Raw genomic sequence first — 16,259 nt, forward strand, 5'->3', positions numbered from 1 at the left:
GTGAAACCGGAGGAGCCCGGCTCCATGTCCACCGCAACCCCGACCCGCGCCCCGCACGAGGACGTCTCCGGCGGAAACCGGCCAGGCGGCGGCCCCGTGGGCGGCGGCCTGTTCGACCCCCGGCAACTGATCGCCTCCCTCCCGGACGCCCTGCGCAAGCTCGACCCGCGGGTGATGATCAGCTCGCCGGTGATGTTCGTCGTCGAGGTCGGCGCCCTGCTGACCACCATCTTCGCCTGCCTGGCACCTACGGACGGCTTCGGCTGGGCCATCGCCGCCTGGCTCTGGCTCACCGTGATCTTCGCGAACCTCGCCGAAGCGGTGGCCGAAGGACGCGGCAAGGCGCAGGCCGACACACTGCGCAAGGCCAAGACCGACACCGTGGCCCGCCGGCTGAACGGCACGGCGGAGGAATCGGTGCCCGGCACCGACCTGGGCATCGGTGACCTCGTCGTCTGCGAGGCCGGCGACATCATCCCGGGCGACGGTGACGTCGTCGAAGGTGTCGCATCGGTCGACGAATCCGCCATCACGGGCGAGTCCGCGCCGGTCATCCGCGAATCCGGCGGTGACCGCTCCGCGGTGACCGGCGGTACGAAGGTGCTGTCCGACCGGGTTGTCATCAAGATCACGACGAAGCCCGGCGAGACCTTCATCGACCGGATGATCAACCTCGTCGAGGGTGCCGCACGGCAGAAGACCCCCAACGAGATCGCGCTCAACATCCTCCTCGCGTCCCTCACCATCATCTTCCTGCTCGCGGTCGTCACCCTGCAGCCGTTCGCCGTCTACGCGGGTGCGCGACAGTCGATGACCGTGCTGCTGGCCCTGCTGGTGTGCCTCATCCCGACGACGATCGGTGCGCTGCTGTCGGCCATCGGCATCGCGGGAATGGACCGCCTCGTGCAGCGCAACGTGCTGGCGATGTCGGGCCGGGCCGTCGAAGCAGCGGGTGACATATCGACATTGCTGCTCGACAAGACCGGCACCATCACCCTCGGCAACCGTCAGGCCGCCGAGTTCGTGCCGGTACGCGGAGCGACAGCCGCCGAGGTCGCGGACGCCGCCCAGCTGTCCTCACTCGCCGACGAGACACCCGAAGGCCGCTCGGTCGTCGTCCTCGCCAAGGAGGCATACGGACTGCGCGAGCGACACCAGGGCGAGCTGGTGGACGCCGAGTGGGTGCCGTTCACCGCACAGACCCGGATGTCCGGGGTGGACGTGGACGGCCGCAAGGTCCGCAAGGGCGCGACCGGTTCGGTCATCGCCTGGGTCCAGGAGCGCGGCGGCACCGTCGCCGACGACGCGGCCCAGCTCACCGACACCATCTCGCAAGCCGGCGGCACCCCGTTGCTGGTCGCCGTGGAGGATGAGAACGGCGCACGGGTGCTGGGCGTCATCCACCTCAAGGACGTCGTCAAGGAGGGCATGCGCGAACGGTTCGGCGCCCTGCGTTCCATGGGCATCAAGACCGTCATGATCACCGGCGACAACCCGCTGACGGCCAAGGCCATCGCCGATGAGGCGGGTGTCGACGACTTCCTCGCGGAGGCCACACCCGAGGACAAGATGGCGCTCATCAAGCGGGAGCAGGCCGGCGGCAAGCTTGTCGCGATGACCGGCGACGGCACCAACGACGCACCCGCGCTCGCCCAGGCGGACGTCGGCGTGGCCATGAACACCGGCACCTCGGCCGCCAAGGAGGCCGGGAACATGGTGGACCTGGACTCCAACCCGACCAAGCTCATCGAGATCGTCGAGATCGGCAAGCAACTCCTCATCACCCGGGGCGCGCTGACGACCTTCTCGATCGCCAACGACGTCGCGAAGTACTTCGCGATCATCCCGGCGATGTTCGCGGCCGCCTACCCGGGCCTCGACACCCTCAACATCATGCGGCTGTCCGGACCGCACTCCGCGATCCTCTCGGCGATCATTTTCAACGCCCTGATCATCATCGCGCTGGTGCCGCTGGCCCTCAAGGGAGTGCGCTACCGGCCGGTCAGCGCCGACCGGATGCTCCGCCGCAACCTGGCCGTCTACGGAATCGGCGGCCTCATCGCACCGTTCATCGGCATCAAGGCCATCGACCTGCTGCTCTCCCTCATCCCCGGAATCGGGTGACCGTCGTGAACAACTCCGTACGCAACACCGCACGGTTGGCGGCCGCGGGCCTACGCGCCCTGCTTGTCCTGACCGTCATCTGCGGGGTGCTCTACCCCCTGGCCGTCACCGGGGTGGCCCAGGCTGCCTTCTCCGAGAAGGCCAACGGGTCCGAGGTGCGCTCCGAGGGCAAGGTCGTCGGCTCGTCACTGCTCGGCCAGCGCTACGACAAGGGCCACGACAAGCACGGCAATCCGGTGCCGGACCTCAAGTTCTTCCAGCCGCGGCCCTCGGCAGGGCTGGGCAGCAACAAGGACAACGGCGTCAACACCCGCTACGACCTCCAGGTCTCCGGCGCCACGAACCTGGCCGCCAGCAACACCGACCTGATCAAAGCGGTCAAGGAACGCAAGCACTGGGTCTCGGTGACCTACGGAGTGCCGGAGGCGAAGGTGCCGGCGGACGCCGTCACGTCGTCCGGTTCCGGACTCGACCCGGATGTCTCCCCGGCGTACGCGCAGCTGCAGGTGGACCGTGTCGCCAAGGAAAACCACCTCGACAAGGCGGCGGTACGCCGGCTGGTGACCGGCCACACCACGGGACGCGTCCTGGGCTTCATGGGAGAACCGCGCGTCAACGTCCTGGAGTTGAACACCGCCCTGAGGGAGATGGTGCAGCAGAAGGGATGACCGGCCCGCGCCGTGACATGTCGCCTGCGCGTCAGCCGACTGTCGCCTTCGCGTGGTGACGCGACCGGCGGTGAGGGGTGACTTCCCCTGCGGAATGTTGACGTCGGGGATTGACGCTGCGGTGGCTTGCGCCTGGGTGCGCGGGCCACCGCAGGCGTTTGTGGCAGGGCTGCTGGTCCCGGGCGAGGATCGTTCGCCTGGCCGTCGGCACCGTTGACCGGGCCGAGGTCACCTTCCGCGTCTGGATACCTGCGTGCCTCGGCGGCGGCCGGATCGCGTGACCTCTCCGTCGGCCGGGGGCGGGGTGCTCATCCGCGTCGGCAGGCCGTGCCGATGTGGCTGTGCCGGGCGGAAATCGATCTGGATCCATGAGTTATCCACAGGCGTTGCCTGCCGGATCGGGCCGTACGCATACTGACGCAACCGGCAGGCGACGCACGGCGATGCGGGACTGCGGGGGCCGGAGCGGAGACCGCCGGAGCGGTTGAAGGTTGGTGGCAGGGGAGGGGCGAGCGGTCGTGAGCGGGCCGCCGCGCAGGCAGCTGAGGAAGACGGGGGAGTGGGCATGACGGACGAGCGAAGCGGTGGCGGGCAGCGGGGCGGTGACACGGCGCCGAGGGGAGTGGGGGCGGCGTTGGCTGAAGGGCTGCCGTCCGGGCCCATGGTCGTCGTCGAGGATGTGCACCGCAGCTACGGCGGCGCCGCCGGCGCCGTGCATGCGCTGCGCGGTGTCAACTGCCGCGTCCCGAGAGGGGAACTCGTCGCCCTGCGAGGCAGGTCGGGCTCCGGCAAGACCACGCTCCTCAACCTCGTCGGTGGCCTGGACACCCCCGATTCCGGACGGATCACGGTCGACGGGACGTGCCTGGCGGACCTCGACGAGAGCGGCGTCCTGGCGATGCGGCGCGACCGCATCGGGTTCGTCTTCCAGTCCTTCGGGCTGATACCGATTCTCAGCGCTGCCGAGAACGTCGGGGTGCCCTTGCGTCTGAACAAAGTGGCGCCGCGAGAGCGGGAGGAACGCGTCGCCCTGCTGCTCTCGCTGGTCGGGCTCGCCGATCACACGGAACAGCGACCCGGCGAATTGTCCGGTGGGCAGCAGCAACGGGTCGCCATCGCCCGCGCGCTCGCCAACCGCCCCGCCCTGCTCATAGCGGACGAGCCCACCGGACAGCTGGACGCCGAGACGGGGCGCGAGGTGATGGAGTTGCTGCGTGCGGTCGTTCGTAGTGAGGGCGTCACGGCGCTGGTCGCTACCCATGACCCCAACCTCATCGTTCTCGCCGACCGTGTCCTGGAACTGAGCGATGGGCTGATCACGGAGGCGGGGTGATCGCGGGAGAGTATGGGCTGATCACGGAGGCGGGGTGAGGGAGGGAGAGGGGGGGGGGGGGGGGGCCCCTCCCCCCCGTGGGCCGTAGGGGCGCTGGTTGTCGGGGAGAATGAGGGGTTCCCGGCGTGGCATGTGGCGGCGCTTGTTTTGTGGCAGGAGATGGCTCGCGGTGTCCGAGAAGTGTGAAGCCACTGTGCCCGGTGGGGGACGCAGCGAGGTGCAGGCGGACTGCGCGAACTGTTTCGGGCTGTGCTGTGTCGCGCTGCCCTTCGCGGCCTCGTCCGGCTTCGCGGTGGACAAGGCGGCGGGCACGCCGTGCGGGAATCTGCAGACGGACTTCCGTTGCGGCATCCACAGCAGCCTCCGCGAGCAGGGCTTCTCCGGCTGCACGGTCTTCGACTGCTTCGGCGCGGGGCAGAAGGTCTCGCAGACGACGTACGGGGGCCAGGACTGGCGGCAGGCGCCGCACACCGCCCGCCAGATGTTCGACGTCTTTCCCGTGATGCGTCAACTCCATGAACTGCTCTGGTACTTGACCGAGGCGCTGGCGCTGCCGCAGGCCGGTTCGCTCCACGGTGAACTGCGGCGGGCGTACGACGACCTCGACGCCCTCACCCGCAGCAGCGCCGAAACGCTCATCGGGACGGACGTGGCGACGATCCGTCACGAGATCAGCGGGCTGCTGCTGCGGACCAGCGAGTTGGTACGGGCGGAGGTGCCGGGGCGTAAGAAGAACCACCGGGGAGCCGACCTGATGGGGGCCAGGCTGCGGGGTGCGGCGTTGCGGGGCGCGAACCTCCGGGGCGCGTATCTGATCGCGGCCGACCTCAAGGGTGCCGATGTGCGGTCGGCGGATGTGATCGGGGTGGATTTCCGGGACGCCGACCTGAGCGGAGCCGACCTCACCGGTTGCCTCTTCCTGACCCAGTCGCAGCTCAATGCCGCCAAGGGGGACGCGGCGACGAAGCTGCCGTCGGGGCTGAGCCGCCCAGGGCACTGGTCGCGGTGACCGGTGCGGTGCGGGAGACACGTGGCGCCGGGCGTCGAAGGGTCTGTCACCAGAGGTCGCCGTCGCGCCAGTCGCAGGTCAGGCGGGTGCTGAGGTCGAGCGGGACGGTGGTCGGCAGGACGTAGAGGTTGCCGTCCTCGTCCGGGGTGGGGCGGACGCCTTCCGGAGTGAAGGCCGAGGACGGGCCGCGCCAGAGTTGCCAGCCGCGAGCGGTGTAGAAGGCGGTGGCTGCATCGGAGGCGCAGAGGGCGCCCAGGTCGTAGCCGCCGCGTACCACCCGTTCCAGGGCTCCCATCAGCACCGCGCCATGGCCCCGCCCGCGTCGGTCCGCGCGGACGCCGACGCCCTCCACGTAGCCGCAGCGCAGGGCCCGGCCGCCGTGCAGCAGCCGGCGTTGGACGACGGAGGCGTGCCCGATCAGCTCGCCGTTCTCGTGAATCAGGGCGTGCAGGCCGCCGCAGGCGTGTTCCCAGTCCTCGGCCGTCATGGTGTCGAAGACATCGTGGAGGAGGGCGCGGGCGGAGCGGAGGGTGGTCGCGTCGAGGTCGGCGGTGTGGGCGATGCGCAAGGTGGTCGCGTTGCCGGGAGGTGTGGGGTGGTCGGCGCCTGGTGGATGGCCCTGCTCAGGTGCCACCGCCGATGCGCTGTACGGGGCGTCACCGGCCGCACCAGTCTCAACGGCCGCGCAGCGTTCTCCGCCCACACCACCCTCATCAGTGCCTTCGCCCACGGCGGTCCTTTCCGTCCTCATAGCTCTCCCGGTCGTAGCGTTCAGTCGTAAACGATCAGCCGTAGGTCGGCCCTGGCAGTCGGTCGAATCGGCCGGCCCTACCTGCCGTACCGGCCGGCCGCCCCCGCCGTAACCGTCACAGCACACATCGTCGCAGTCCGTCGACAACGGCAGGGACCGGGCGCTTCCGACGGACGGAACCGGGACGGAGCTGCGGTTTTGCCGGGCCGGAGAGAGCGGTTCGGGGGCTCGTCGCGCTGGCCGTCAGGGGTGCGGCGCGACATCAGGGTCGCGTCAAAACCCTTCCCCGCCTCGGCCTCCTGGGCGTTTGTCCGCTCCGGGGGTAGGTACTGTCGGAGCAGGTCCAGCCCGGTGGGGGCGGCCTTCACGTAAGACAATGAGGCCATGGCACGCGGCAAGCTACGGATATATCTCGGCGCGGCACCTGGCGTCGGCAAGACGTACGCGATGCTGTCGGAGGCGCACCGCCGTGTGGAGCGGGGGACGGACCTCGTGGTGGCGTTCGTCGAGCACCACGGCAGGCCGCGTACGGAAGTGATGCTGCACGGGCTGGAGCAGGTGCGGCGCCGTGAGATGGAGTACCGGGGCGCGGCGTTCACCGAGATGGACGTCGACGCGGTTCTGGAGCGCAGGCCGGCCGTCGCTCTCGTCGACGAGCTGGCGCACACCAACGTTCCCGGTTCGCGCAACGGCAAGCGGTGGCAGGACATCGAGGAGCTGCTGGAAGCCGGCATCGATGTGATCTCCACGGTCAACATCCAGCATCTGGAATCGCTCGGGGACGTGGTCGAGGCCATAACCGGTGTCCGGCAGCAGGAGACCGTTCCGGATGAGGTGGTGCGCCGGGCCGGGCAGCTCGAACTCGTCGACATGTCGCCACAGGCGCTGCGTCGTCGGATGGCGCACGGCAACATCTACCAGTCGGACAAGGTGGACGCCGCGCTGTCCAACTACTTCCGCCCGGGGAATCTCACGGCGCTGCGCGAGCTGGCGCTGCTGTGGGTCGCCGACCGGGTGGACGAATACCTCCAGCAGTACCGTGCCGAGCATTCCATCCGTTCCACCTGGCAGGCGCGCGAGCGAATAGTGGTCGGGCTGACCGGCGGTCCGGAGGGCCGTACCCTCATCCGCCGTGCCGCGCGGATGGCGGCGAAGGGCTCGGGCAGCGAGGTACTCGCCGTGTACATCGCGCGCAGCGACGGGCTGACGTCCGCCTCGCCCAAGGAACTGGCCGTCCAGCGCACCCTGGTGGAGGACCTGGGCGGGACGTTCCACCACGTCATCGGGGACGACATTCCGGCGGCACTGCTGGAGTTCGCGCGGGGCGTGAACGCCACCCAGATCGTGTTGGGCTCCAGCCGCCGCAAGACCTGGCAGTACGTGTTCGGGCCCGGTGTCGGTGCCACCGTCGCCCGGGAGTCGGGCCCCGATCTGGACGTGCACATCGTCACGCACGGCGAGGTCGCCAAGGGGCGCGGGCTGCCGGTGGCGCGCGGTGCCCGGCTGGGGCGGGCGCGGATCATCGCCGGCTGGCTGGTGGGGGTGGTGGCGCCGGTGCTGCTGTCGCTGCTGCTGACCAGCGTCGAGGAGGGGCCGGGCCTGGCCAATGACGTGCTGCTGTTCCTGTTCCTGACGGTGGTCGCGGCGCTGCTCGGCGGGCAGTTGCCTGCGCTGGCGTCGGCGGCTGTCGGGTCGATGCTGCTGAATTTCTACTTCACGCCGCCGACGCACACCCTCACGGTCAGCGATCCGGAGAATCTCGTCGCCATCGTGATCTTCTTCGCGGTGGCGGTCTCGGTTGCTTCGGTCGTGGATCTGGCGGCCCGCCGTACCCACCAGGCGGCCCGGCTGCGCGCCGAGTCGGAGATCCTGTCGTTCCTGGCGGGCAGTGTGCTGCGGGGCGAGACGAGTCTGGACGCGCTGCTGGAGCGGGTGCGGGAGACGTTCGCGATGGACGCGGTGGCGCTGCTGGAGCGGCAGAGCGATGTGGATCCGTGGACCTGCGCGGGCCGGGTGGGGGAGGTGTCGGACGGCACGGAGCTGCTGCGGCCCGAGGACGCGGACGTGGACATGCCGGTCGGCGACCACATGGCGCTGGCGCTGAGCGGGCGGGTGCTGCCCGCCGAGGACCGCAGGGTGCTGGCGGCGTTCGCCGCACAGGCCGCCGTCGTCCTGGACCGGCAGCGGCTGGTGGGGGAGGCGGCGCGGGCCCAGGAGCTGGCGGAGGGCAACCGGATCAGGACGGCGCTGCTGGCCGCGGTCAGTCACGATCTGCGGACGCCGCTCGCCGGTATCAAGGCGTCGGTCACCTCGCTGCGCTCCGACGACGTCGCCTGGTCGCAGGAGGACGAGGCGGAGCTGCTGGCCGGCATCGAGGCGGGCGCCGACCGGCTCGATCACCTGGTCGGCAACCTCTTGGACATGTCGCGGCTGCAGACCGGCACGGTCACCCCGCTGATCCGGGAGATCGATCTCGACGAGGTGGTACCGATGGCGCTCGGTGGGGTGCCGGAGGACAGTGTGACGCTGGACATCCCGGAGGAGCTGCCGATCATCGCCGTCGATCCGGGGCTGCTGGAGCGTGCGGTGGCCAACCTGGTGGAGAACGCGGTGAAGTACAGCCCGGACGCCACGGGGGTGCTGGTTGCGGCGAGTGCGCTGGGTGACCGGGTGGAGCTGCGGATCGTGGACCGCGGTCCCGGCGTGCCGGACGAGGCCAAGGACCGGATCTTCGAGCCGTTCCAGCGTCATGGTGACGCGCCGCGCGGCGCGGGGGTGGGCCTGGGGCTCGCCGTGGCGCGCGGGTTCGCCGAGGCGATGGGCGGCACGCTCGTCGCGGAGGACACCCCGGGCGGCGGGATGACGATGGTGCTCACGGTGCGGGCGGCGCCGGGGCGTCCGCCGGTCAGGCCGGATCTGCCGGCCCAGGCCGTCACATGAGCCGCGTGAGCCGCGGGGCGGGACAGGCCGCCGCTCCGCCCGCCCCCCTTCTTCCTTCCGCGGGCCCGGACCCGTGGACACCGATACCGCGAGGAGAACGCCAGTGAACCGGGTGCTTGTGGTCGATGACGAGCCGCAGATCGTCCGCGCCCTCGTGATCAACCTGAAGGCGCGCAAGTACGAGGTCGATGCCGCAGCCGACGGGGCCAGTGCCCTGAAACTGGCCGCTGCCCGGCATCCCGACGTCATCGTGCTGGACCTCGGGCTGCCCGACATGGACGGCGTCGAGGTGATCAAGGGGCTGCGGGGCTGGACGCGGGTGCCGATCCTGGTGCTGTCCGCCCGGCAGACGTCCGACGAGAAGGTCGAGGCGCTGGATGCCGGGGCGGACGACTACGTCACCAAGCCGTTCGGCATGGATGAGCTGCTGGCCAGACTGCGGGCGGCGGTGCGCAGAGCGGAGCCGACCGGTTCAGCGGGGGCCGATGTGATCGTCGAGACGGCGGGTTTCACCGTCGATCTCGCGGCGAAGAAGGTCAACCGGGACGGCCGCGACATCCGGCTGACACCGACCGAGTGGCATCTCCTGGAGGTGCTGGTGCGCAACGCGGGCCGCCTGGTGAGCCAGAAGCAGCTGCTCCAGGAGGTGTGGGGTCCTTCGTACGGCAAGGAGACCAACTATCTGCGGGTCTACATGGCCCAGCTCCGCCGCAAGCTGGAGGGCGATCCCTCGCATCCGCGGCACTTCGTCACGGAGCCGGGGATGGGGTACCGGTTCGAGCGGTGAGGGGCGGCCGTCCGCGGGGTTCGTACGCCGCGCGGGACGGTGAAGAGGGTGTCCGGGCAGTGATCGGGGGTCCGGCGCACCGGTACGCTGGAGTTATGAGTGCTGGGATCCGATCCGAGAAGCCGGCCGGCCGCTTCCGCCGGATGCTCGACAGGCTGTCGTCCTCCGAGGAGGAGCTGCAGACCGCCGAGCTGCGGGAGGATACGCAGGCGACGGGCTGCACCCGTATATGCGACTGCGACGACCGGCAGATCGTGAAGGTCACCGGCACCCTGCGGCACGTGACGCTGCGGCCGCGTGCCGGTGTGCCCGCGCTGGAGGCGGAGCTGTTCGACGGCTCGGCCGCGCTCGATGTGGTGTGGCTCGGCCGCCGCTCCATCGTCGGCATAGAGCCGGGCCGCAAGCTCATCGCCTCGGGCCGGGTCTCCATGAGCCACGGACGCCGGGTGCTCTTCAATCCGAAGTACGAACTCCGACCGCTCGGACAGGAGTAGCCGGTGACGTCTCACGACCGACCGACCACTGACGCTTTCGCAGAATCCCCGCCCGCCGCCGCTGCGCACCCGGACTCCTCCGCAGACCCGGCCGCGGGCGCGGGCACGCCAGGAGTGGCCGCCGACGGCAAGACCGTTACCGAGGCGGCCCTGTTCGAGGCGTTCGGCGGGGTCCGGGGCATGGTGGAGACCGTGCTGCCGGGCCTGCTGTTCGTCACGATCTTCACGGTGAACAAGGACCTGCACGTCTCGGCAATCGCCGCGCTGGCGGTCTCGCTGGTGCTGGCCGCGGTGCGGCTGGTCCGCAAGGACACCGTCAAGCACGCCTTCGGCGGGGTCTTCGGCGTCGCGTTCGGTGTGGTCTTCGCGATGATGACCGGCAACGCCAAGGACTTCTACCTGCCGGGGATGCTGTACACGCTGGGCCTCGCGGTGGCGTACATCGTGACGACCGTCGCGGGTGTCCCGCTGATCGGGCTGATCCTGGGCCCGGTGTTCAAGGAGAACCTGTCCTGGCGCACCCGTAACCCCGGCCGCAAGAAGGCGTACGCGAAGGCCAGCTGGGCGTGGGGGCTGATCCTGTTCGCCAAGTGCGCGATTCTCTTCCCGCTGTACTGGTGGGCCGACACCGCTCAGCTCGGCTGGGTGCTGATCGCGTTGAAGATCCCGCCGTTCCTCCTCGCCGTCTACCTGACCTGGGTGTTCCTGGCGAAGGCGCCGGCGCCGATCGACGTGTTCGCGGAGATGGAGGCCGAGGAGAAGGCGGAGCAGGAGGCGAAGGAGCGCGCGAAGCGCGGCCTTGCCGTGGACGGGCCGGCGCAGGGCGCCGTGCCCGAAGCCGCGGATGCGGGTGTCCGCGGGCGGTCGCAGGACGGGCCGCGCCACCGCCGCTGACCGCTCACCGAAGTGCCGCAGGGCCCGGGAACCGTTCGGTTCCCGGGCCCTGCGGTGTTTGCCTGCCGGGCGGGCCGCTGCGCCGTGCGCGCGGGCCCGCCCGTGGTGTCAGCTTTCCTTCCGGCGGACCGACAGCAGGTCCTCCAGCTGCTCCTCGCGCGACTGGGCCGCGACGAACAGCAGCTCATCGCCCGCCTCCAGGGCGTCCTCCTTGTTGGGGGTGAGCACCCGCGTGCCGCGGATGATCGTCACCAGGGAGGTGTCCTCGGGCCACTCCACATCGCCGACCCGGGTGCCGGCCAGGGCCGCCTCCGGGGGCAGCGTCAGCTCGACGAGGTTGGCGTCGCCGTGGCTGAAGCGCAGCAGCCGTACGAGGTCGCCGACGCTCACCGCCTCCTCGACCAGGGCGGACATCAGGCGCGGGGTGGAGACGGCGACGTCGACGCCCCAGGACTCGTTGAAGAGCCACTCGTTCTTCGGGTTGTTGACCCGGGCGACCACCCGCGGTACGCCGTACTCGGTCTTGGCGAGCAGCGAGACGACGAGGTTGACCTTGTCGTCTCCGGTCGCCGCGATGACGACGTTGCAGCGTTGCAGCGCCGCCTCGTCCAGCGAGGTGATCTCGCAGGCGTCGGCCAGCAGCCACTCGGCGAGCGGCACCCGCTCGACGGAGATGGCGGTCGGCGCCTTGTCGATGAGCAGGATCTCGTGCCCGTTCTCCAGCAGTTCGCCCGCGATGGAACGGCCCACCGCGCCCGCGCCGGCAATCGCGACCCTCATGCGTGGGCCTCCTCAGGTCCTTCGGCGAATGCCGCCTCGACCGTCTCGACGTCGTCGACGCGCATCATCACGTGCACCAGATCGCCTTCCTGCAGGACCGTCCGGGAGGTCGGCAGCATCGCCTCGCCCAGCCGGGTCAGGAAGGCGACGCGGACGCCGGTCTCTTCCTGGAGCTTGCCGATGGTGTTGCCGACCCAGGAGGCGGAGGTGTGCACCTCGGCGAGCTGGACGCCGCCGCTGGGGTCGCGCCACAGCGGTTCGGCGCCGGACGGCAGCAGCCGGCGCAGCATCTGGTCCGCGGTCCAGCGGACGGTGGCGACGGTGGGGATGCCCAGGCGCTGGTAGACCTCGGCACGGCGCGGGTCGTAGATCCGGGCCGCGACGTTCTCGACGCCGAACATCTCGCGGGCCACCCGGGCGGCGATGATGTTGGAGTTGTCGCCGCTGGAGACGGCGGCGAACGCGCCCGCCTCCTCGATCCCGGCCTCGCGCAGGGTGTCCTGGTCGAAGCCGACGCCGGTCACCCGGCGGCCGCCGAAGGAGGAGCCCAGGCGGCGGAAGGCGGTCGGGTCCTGGTCGACGACGGCGATGGTGTGGCCCTGGCTCTCCAGGGTCTGTGCGAGTGCGGAGCCGACGCGCCCGCATCCCATGATGACGATGTGCACCTTCACCTACCCCGCAGTCCTGATCATCCCGCTGACCTGCACAAACACCCTGCTCACTCTTCTCTCTCCGCCTGCCGGGCAACAACGGGGCAACGGCGTTCGGCGTTGCCCGGGGGACGAGCTTATGCCGCATCTCCTGCGCCGCCCTCATCCGCGGGTGCGTTCCGGTCCGGGAAAGGACAGCGTGCACGGTTGGTGACGTTCCGGACACCAACCGAAGTGATGACGCGGGTTCCGTATCGAGGGTGTCCTGTGGGTGGGGCGGGTGTCCGCGGGCTGGCCTGCGGGGGTGCGTGCGGCGGCTTCGTGTGCGGCGGAGCGGGGGTATCCGGAGTGCCTGCCACCGGATGCGCCGCCCGGTGATCATGAGGCAACCTACGCGGTGTGCCCAACCTGCCTCAACAGTCCCCCCAGCCCCCGCCGCCCCCGCACATGGTGATCTGCGGCGACGACGCCCTCGCCCATCGGATCGCCGCCGAGCTGCGGGACGTCTACCGCGAGCGGGTGACCCTGGTCCTGCCCTCCGCCCGGGAACCGCACCGCCCGCGCGTCCTGCCCGCACTGCCCGGTCTGGGCCGGGCCACCGCCCTGCTGGGACGCGTCTCGGCGGCGATGGCCAGGACCTCGCTGCTGCCGTCCGACGCGTCCGGAGCCGACGGCGACGAGCCGCCCGAGGAGGCCATACGGATCCTGGAGTCGGCGGAGGCGGACGACGGGACGCTGATCGAGGCGCGGGTTCCGGAAGCCGGTGCGCTGGCGCTGGTCTATGACGACGACGAGACCAACATCCACGCCGCGCTGCGCGCCCGCCGCCTCAACCCCCGCCTGCGGCTGGTCATCCGGCTCTACAACCGCAAGCTCGGCCAGCAGCTGGAAGAGCTGCTCGACCAGGCGGCTGCGGTGGCCGCCCGGGACGATCCGGAGGGCGCCGGGGCCGTGGACGCCTCCACCACCGTGCTCTCCGACGCCGACACCGTGGCGCCCGCCCTCACGGCCACCGCCGTCGCCGGTACCAGCAAGGTCATCGAGGCGGACGGGCTGCTGCTGCGCGCCGTGGAGCGCGCGCCGGGCACGTCCGGCCGTCCGGGGCCCGCCCTGTGCACCCTCGCGCTGCTGTCCCCGTCCGGCGACGACCCGGCGGACGACGGTGGCGCGCACGGCGGTCCGGGCGCCGACGACGGGCCGGTGATGCTCCCCGACGACCGGATGGCCACGGCGGCCGTCGCGGAAGGCCGCAGCTCCGTCGTCCTGGAGGCCGTCTCCTACGCGGGGCGGCAGCAGCGCCCCCGCGCGCTGCGCGGCCGCGGCGCCCCGCTCGGCTCGTTCTTCTCCCGGCGGCTGCGCCTCTCGCTGGCCGGCATCGTCGGCGCGGTGCTGGCGCTCGCCGTCGCCTCCACCCTCACCACCGGCGAACCCCCGCTGCACGCCGTCTACCTCTCCCTCCTCGACCTCTTCGCCATCAACGACCCGGCGATCGACGAGCCGCTCGCCCGCAAGGTGCTGCAACTGCTGTCCGGGCTGACCGGGCTGCTGTTGCTGCCGGTGCTGATCGCGGCGGTCCTGGAGGCGCTGGGGACGTTCCGCAGCGCCGCCGCCCTGCGCCGTCCGCCGCGCGGCCTGTCCGGTCACGTGGTGCTGCTCGGTCTCGGCAAGGTCGGCACCCGCGTCCTGGCCAGGCTGCACGAGATGGGCATTCCCGTGGTGTGCATCGAGGCCGACCCCGATGCGCGCGGGATCGCGCTGGCCCGCAGGCTGCGGGTGCCCACCGTCCTGGGGGACGTCACCGACGAAGGCGTCCTGGAGGCGGCCAAGATCGGACGGGCCCGCACCCTGCTGGCGCTGACCAGCGTGGACAGCACCAACCTGGAAGCCGCCCTCTACGCCCGCTCGCTCACCCCGCGGCTGCGGGTGACGCTGCGGCTGTTCGACGACCGCTTCGCCACCGCCGTCTACCGCACCCTGCGCGCCGCCCACCCGCGCGCCCTGACCCGCAGTCGCAGCGTCACCTTCCTGGCGGCGCCCGCCTTCGCCGGCGCCATGATGGGCCGTCAGATCATCGGTGCCGTACCCGTCGAGCGCCGGGTGCTGCTGGTCGCCCGCGTCGAGGCGCGCGGGCATCCGGCGCTGGAGGGCCGCACCCTCGCCGAGGTGCTGCGCCCCGGCCGGCTGCGGGTGCTGGCCGTGGACACCTCGGCACCCGACGACCCCGAGGCGGACGAGGCTCCCGCCGCCGAACAGACCGGCCAGGAACGCGAACCCGCGCACCTCGTGCACGAGCTGGGCGACGGATATGTCCTGCGGCCGCAGGACCGGGTGCTGCTCGCCGCCACCCGCAGGGGGCTCGGCGAACTGCTGGGCCGGCGTCCGGCCGCTGCCGGGATCCGGCAGGATTGAGGGTGTCCCGGTGTCCGGGATCCGGCAATCAACGGGTGAGGAGTGCGAGAAGTGGTGGACAGGTGCGGGGGAGGCCGGCGGAGGGCTCGCCGGGGCGAGGGGCGGCCCGCGGTCGCGGCTTCGTGCGGCGGGATCCGGTGAGCCGCCGCACGGCGCCCGGGACGGCCGCGATATCCGCGGGCTACCTCGACGGCTACGACATCCTGCTCGGCGACGTCTCGGCCACCGGACGGCCGCTGCGCAGGCCCGAACTGGAGTCGCTGCGCGACCTCGGCGAGCGGGCGGCCGAGGCCGGGCACGGACTGCGTGAGCTGGTCGGCCTGTACCTCGGCGAGACCCGCAGGCTCTGGGGCACGCTGCCGGGTGTGGCGCGCTCGGCCGGCGCCGCCGAACGCGCCAGGACCGGCGACGCCCTGCTGGCCGCCGTCGACGCGGCGGTCTCCGCGCTCGGCGAGGGGCACGAGCGCGCCCAGCGCCTTGCGGTGCGTCAGGAGGAGGCGGCGCGCAGGGAGTTCGTCGACGATCTGCTCTACGGGCGCAGCGACCTGGGGCGGCTGGCCGAACGCGCGGAACGGTTCGGGCTGCGGCTCGCCCACGCGCACGCCGTCGCGGTCGCCGAGGGCACCGGGCCGTTCGACGACGTGCATCCCGTCGCCCGCCGCGTCGAGCGGGAGCTGATCGGCCGGTTCGGCGACCGCGATGTGCTCATCACCACCAAGGACGGCCGGCTGATCTGCATCGCAGCCAGCGCCGAGAAGTCCCTCCTGGACGCCTTCGCCACCCTCGCGCGGGCGACGGAGAACGGGCAGCGGGGCGCCGAGCAGGTCGCCATCGGGCGGCCGCACTCCGGCGCGGGCGGCGTGGTGCGCTCCTACGAAGAGGCCCTGGGCGCCTTGGAGTTGGGTGAGCAGCTGGAGCTGACGGGGCCGGTGCTGCGCGCGGCGGACCTGCTGGTCTTCCCCGTGCTGCTGCGCGACCGCGCGGCGATGGCCGATCTCGTACGCACCGTCCTGGGGCCGCTGACGCAGGCGCGGGGCGGGGCCGGGCCGCTGCTGGAGACGCTGTCGGCGTGCGCGGCGGCCGGTTACGTCAACGCCGAGGCGGCCCGCAGGCTGTCGCTGAGCGTGCGCACCCTGTCGTACCGCCTGGACCGCATCAAGTTCCTGACCGGCTACGACCCCGCGGACGGGCTGCAGCGCTTCACGCTGGAGACCGCGGCGATGGGCGCCCGGGTGCTGGGCTGGCCGGACAAGCCGCTGTAGGGCGTACGGCCGGTGGGCCGTGCCCCGGCCCCGTGCCCGGTCCCCGCGGCGCACTCCGTACGGCGATAGCAGGCCATCAAGAACGCATAAAGATTGCCGGATTCCGGCAATGTGCCCGCGCCTGTCGTGCTGCCACGATGGATTCATCGACAGCAGCA

General features: G+C 71.4%; 13 protein-coding genes. 10 read left to right on the forward strand and 3 right to left on the reverse strand.

What is annotated here, in order from left to right; translation table 11 throughout:
• Positions 1-24: 24 nt before the first annotated feature.
• From kdpB to LIU39_RS03375, 4 genes are all read left to right on the forward strand, one after another.
• Positions 25-2,124, forward strand: a complete 2,100-nt coding sequence (gene kdpB / locus LIU39_RS03360; RefSeq protein WP_227044368.1) for a potassium-transporting ATPase subunit KdpB — start codon at positions 25-27, stop codon at positions 2,122-2,124.
• A complete protein-coding gene (gene kdpC, locus LIU39_RS03365; RefSeq protein WP_372463795.1) occupies positions 2,121-2,792 on the forward strand; it encodes a potassium-transporting ATPase subunit KdpC in 672 nt (223 codons plus the stop codon). The genes kdpB and kdpC overlap by 4 nt, the downstream gene beginning before the upstream one ends.
• A 661-nt stretch (positions 2,793-3,453) precedes the next feature.
• Positions 3,454-4,125 (forward strand): ABC transporter ATP-binding protein, encoded by a 672-nt coding sequence (locus LIU39_RS03370; RefSeq protein ID WP_227044753.1) that lies wholly within the window; start codon positions 3,454-3,456, stop codon positions 4,123-4,125.
• A 169-nt stretch (positions 4,126-4,294) separates the two neighbouring features.
• A complete protein-coding gene (locus tag LIU39_RS03375; protein WP_227044374.1) occupies positions 4,295-5,134 on the forward strand; it encodes a pentapeptide repeat-containing protein in 840 nt (279 codons plus the stop codon).
• Between the two features lie 46 nt (positions 5,135-5,180).
• Here the strand turns inward: LIU39_RS03375 and LIU39_RS03380 are convergent, their stop codons facing one another.
• A complete protein-coding gene (locus LIU39_RS03380) occupies positions 5,181-5,702 on the reverse strand; it encodes a GNAT family N-acetyltransferase (protein ID WP_227044756.1) in 522 nt (173 codons plus the stop codon).
• A gap of 567 nt (positions 5,703-6,269) precedes the next feature.
• On the opposite strand from LIU39_RS03380, the gene LIU39_RS03385 reads away from it, so the two are divergent.
• The 4 genes from LIU39_RS03385 (at position 6,270) to LIU39_RS03400 (ending at position 11,000) form a co-directional block, all read left to right on the forward strand.
• A complete protein-coding gene (locus LIU39_RS03385) occupies positions 6,270-8,825 on the forward strand; it encodes an ATP-binding protein (RefSeq protein ID WP_227044378.1) in 2,556 nt (851 codons plus the stop codon).
• Positions 8,826-8,928: 103 nt separating this feature from the next.
• A complete protein-coding gene (locus LIU39_RS03390; protein ID WP_227044382.1) occupies positions 8,929-9,612 on the forward strand; it encodes a response regulator in 684 nt (227 codons plus the stop codon).
• A 95-nt stretch (positions 9,613-9,707) separates the two neighbouring features.
• Positions 9,708-10,106: an OB-fold nucleic acid binding domain-containing protein gene (locus LIU39_RS03395; RefSeq protein WP_227044385.1), complete on the forward strand. Its 399-nt coding sequence runs from the start codon at positions 9,708-9,710 to the stop codon at positions 10,104-10,106.
• A 3-nt stretch (positions 10,107-10,109) separates the two neighbouring features.
• Positions 10,110-11,000 carry a DUF3159 domain-containing protein gene (locus LIU39_RS03400; protein ID WP_372463796.1) on the forward strand — a complete coding sequence of 297 codons (891 nt, stop codon included), beginning with the start codon at positions 10,110-10,112 and terminating at the stop codon, positions 10,998-11,000.
• A gap of 108 nt (positions 11,001-11,108) precedes the next feature.
• Here LIU39_RS03400 and LIU39_RS03405 read toward each other — a convergent pair whose 3' ends face one another.
• Both LIU39_RS03405 and LIU39_RS03410 read right to left on the reverse strand, forming a co-directional pair.
• On the reverse strand, positions 11,109-11,780 hold the full coding sequence (locus LIU39_RS03405; protein WP_227044388.1) for a potassium channel family protein: 672 nt from the start codon (positions 11,778-11,780) through the stop codon (positions 11,109-11,111).
• Positions 11,777-12,445, reverse strand: coding sequence for a potassium channel family protein (locus LIU39_RS03410; RefSeq protein WP_227044762.1), 669 nt, complete (start codon positions 12,443-12,445; stop codon positions 11,777-11,779). The genes LIU39_RS03405 and LIU39_RS03410 overlap by 4 nt, the downstream gene beginning before the upstream one ends.
• Before the next feature lie 432 nt (positions 12,446-12,877).
• On the opposite strand from LIU39_RS03410, the gene LIU39_RS03415 reads away from it, so the two are divergent.
• Both LIU39_RS03415 and LIU39_RS03420 read left to right on the forward strand, forming a co-directional pair.
• A complete protein-coding gene (locus LIU39_RS03415) occupies positions 12,878-14,839 on the forward strand; it encodes an NAD-binding protein (RefSeq protein WP_227044764.1) in 1,962 nt (653 codons plus the stop codon).
• Between the two features lie 137 nt (positions 14,840-14,976).
• Positions 14,977-16,101 carry a PucR family transcriptional regulator gene (locus tag LIU39_RS03420; RefSeq protein ID WP_372463797.1) on the forward strand — a complete coding sequence of 375 codons (1,125 nt, stop codon included), beginning with the start codon at positions 14,977-14,979 and terminating at the stop codon, positions 16,099-16,101.
• Positions 16,102-16,259 lie beyond the last annotated feature (158 nt).

Origin of the sequence: Streptomyces pinistramenti (assembly GCF_020564935.1) — a bacterium.
GTDB lineage: Bacteria > Actinomycetota > Actinomycetes > Streptomycetales > Streptomycetaceae > Streptomyces > Streptomyces pinistramenti.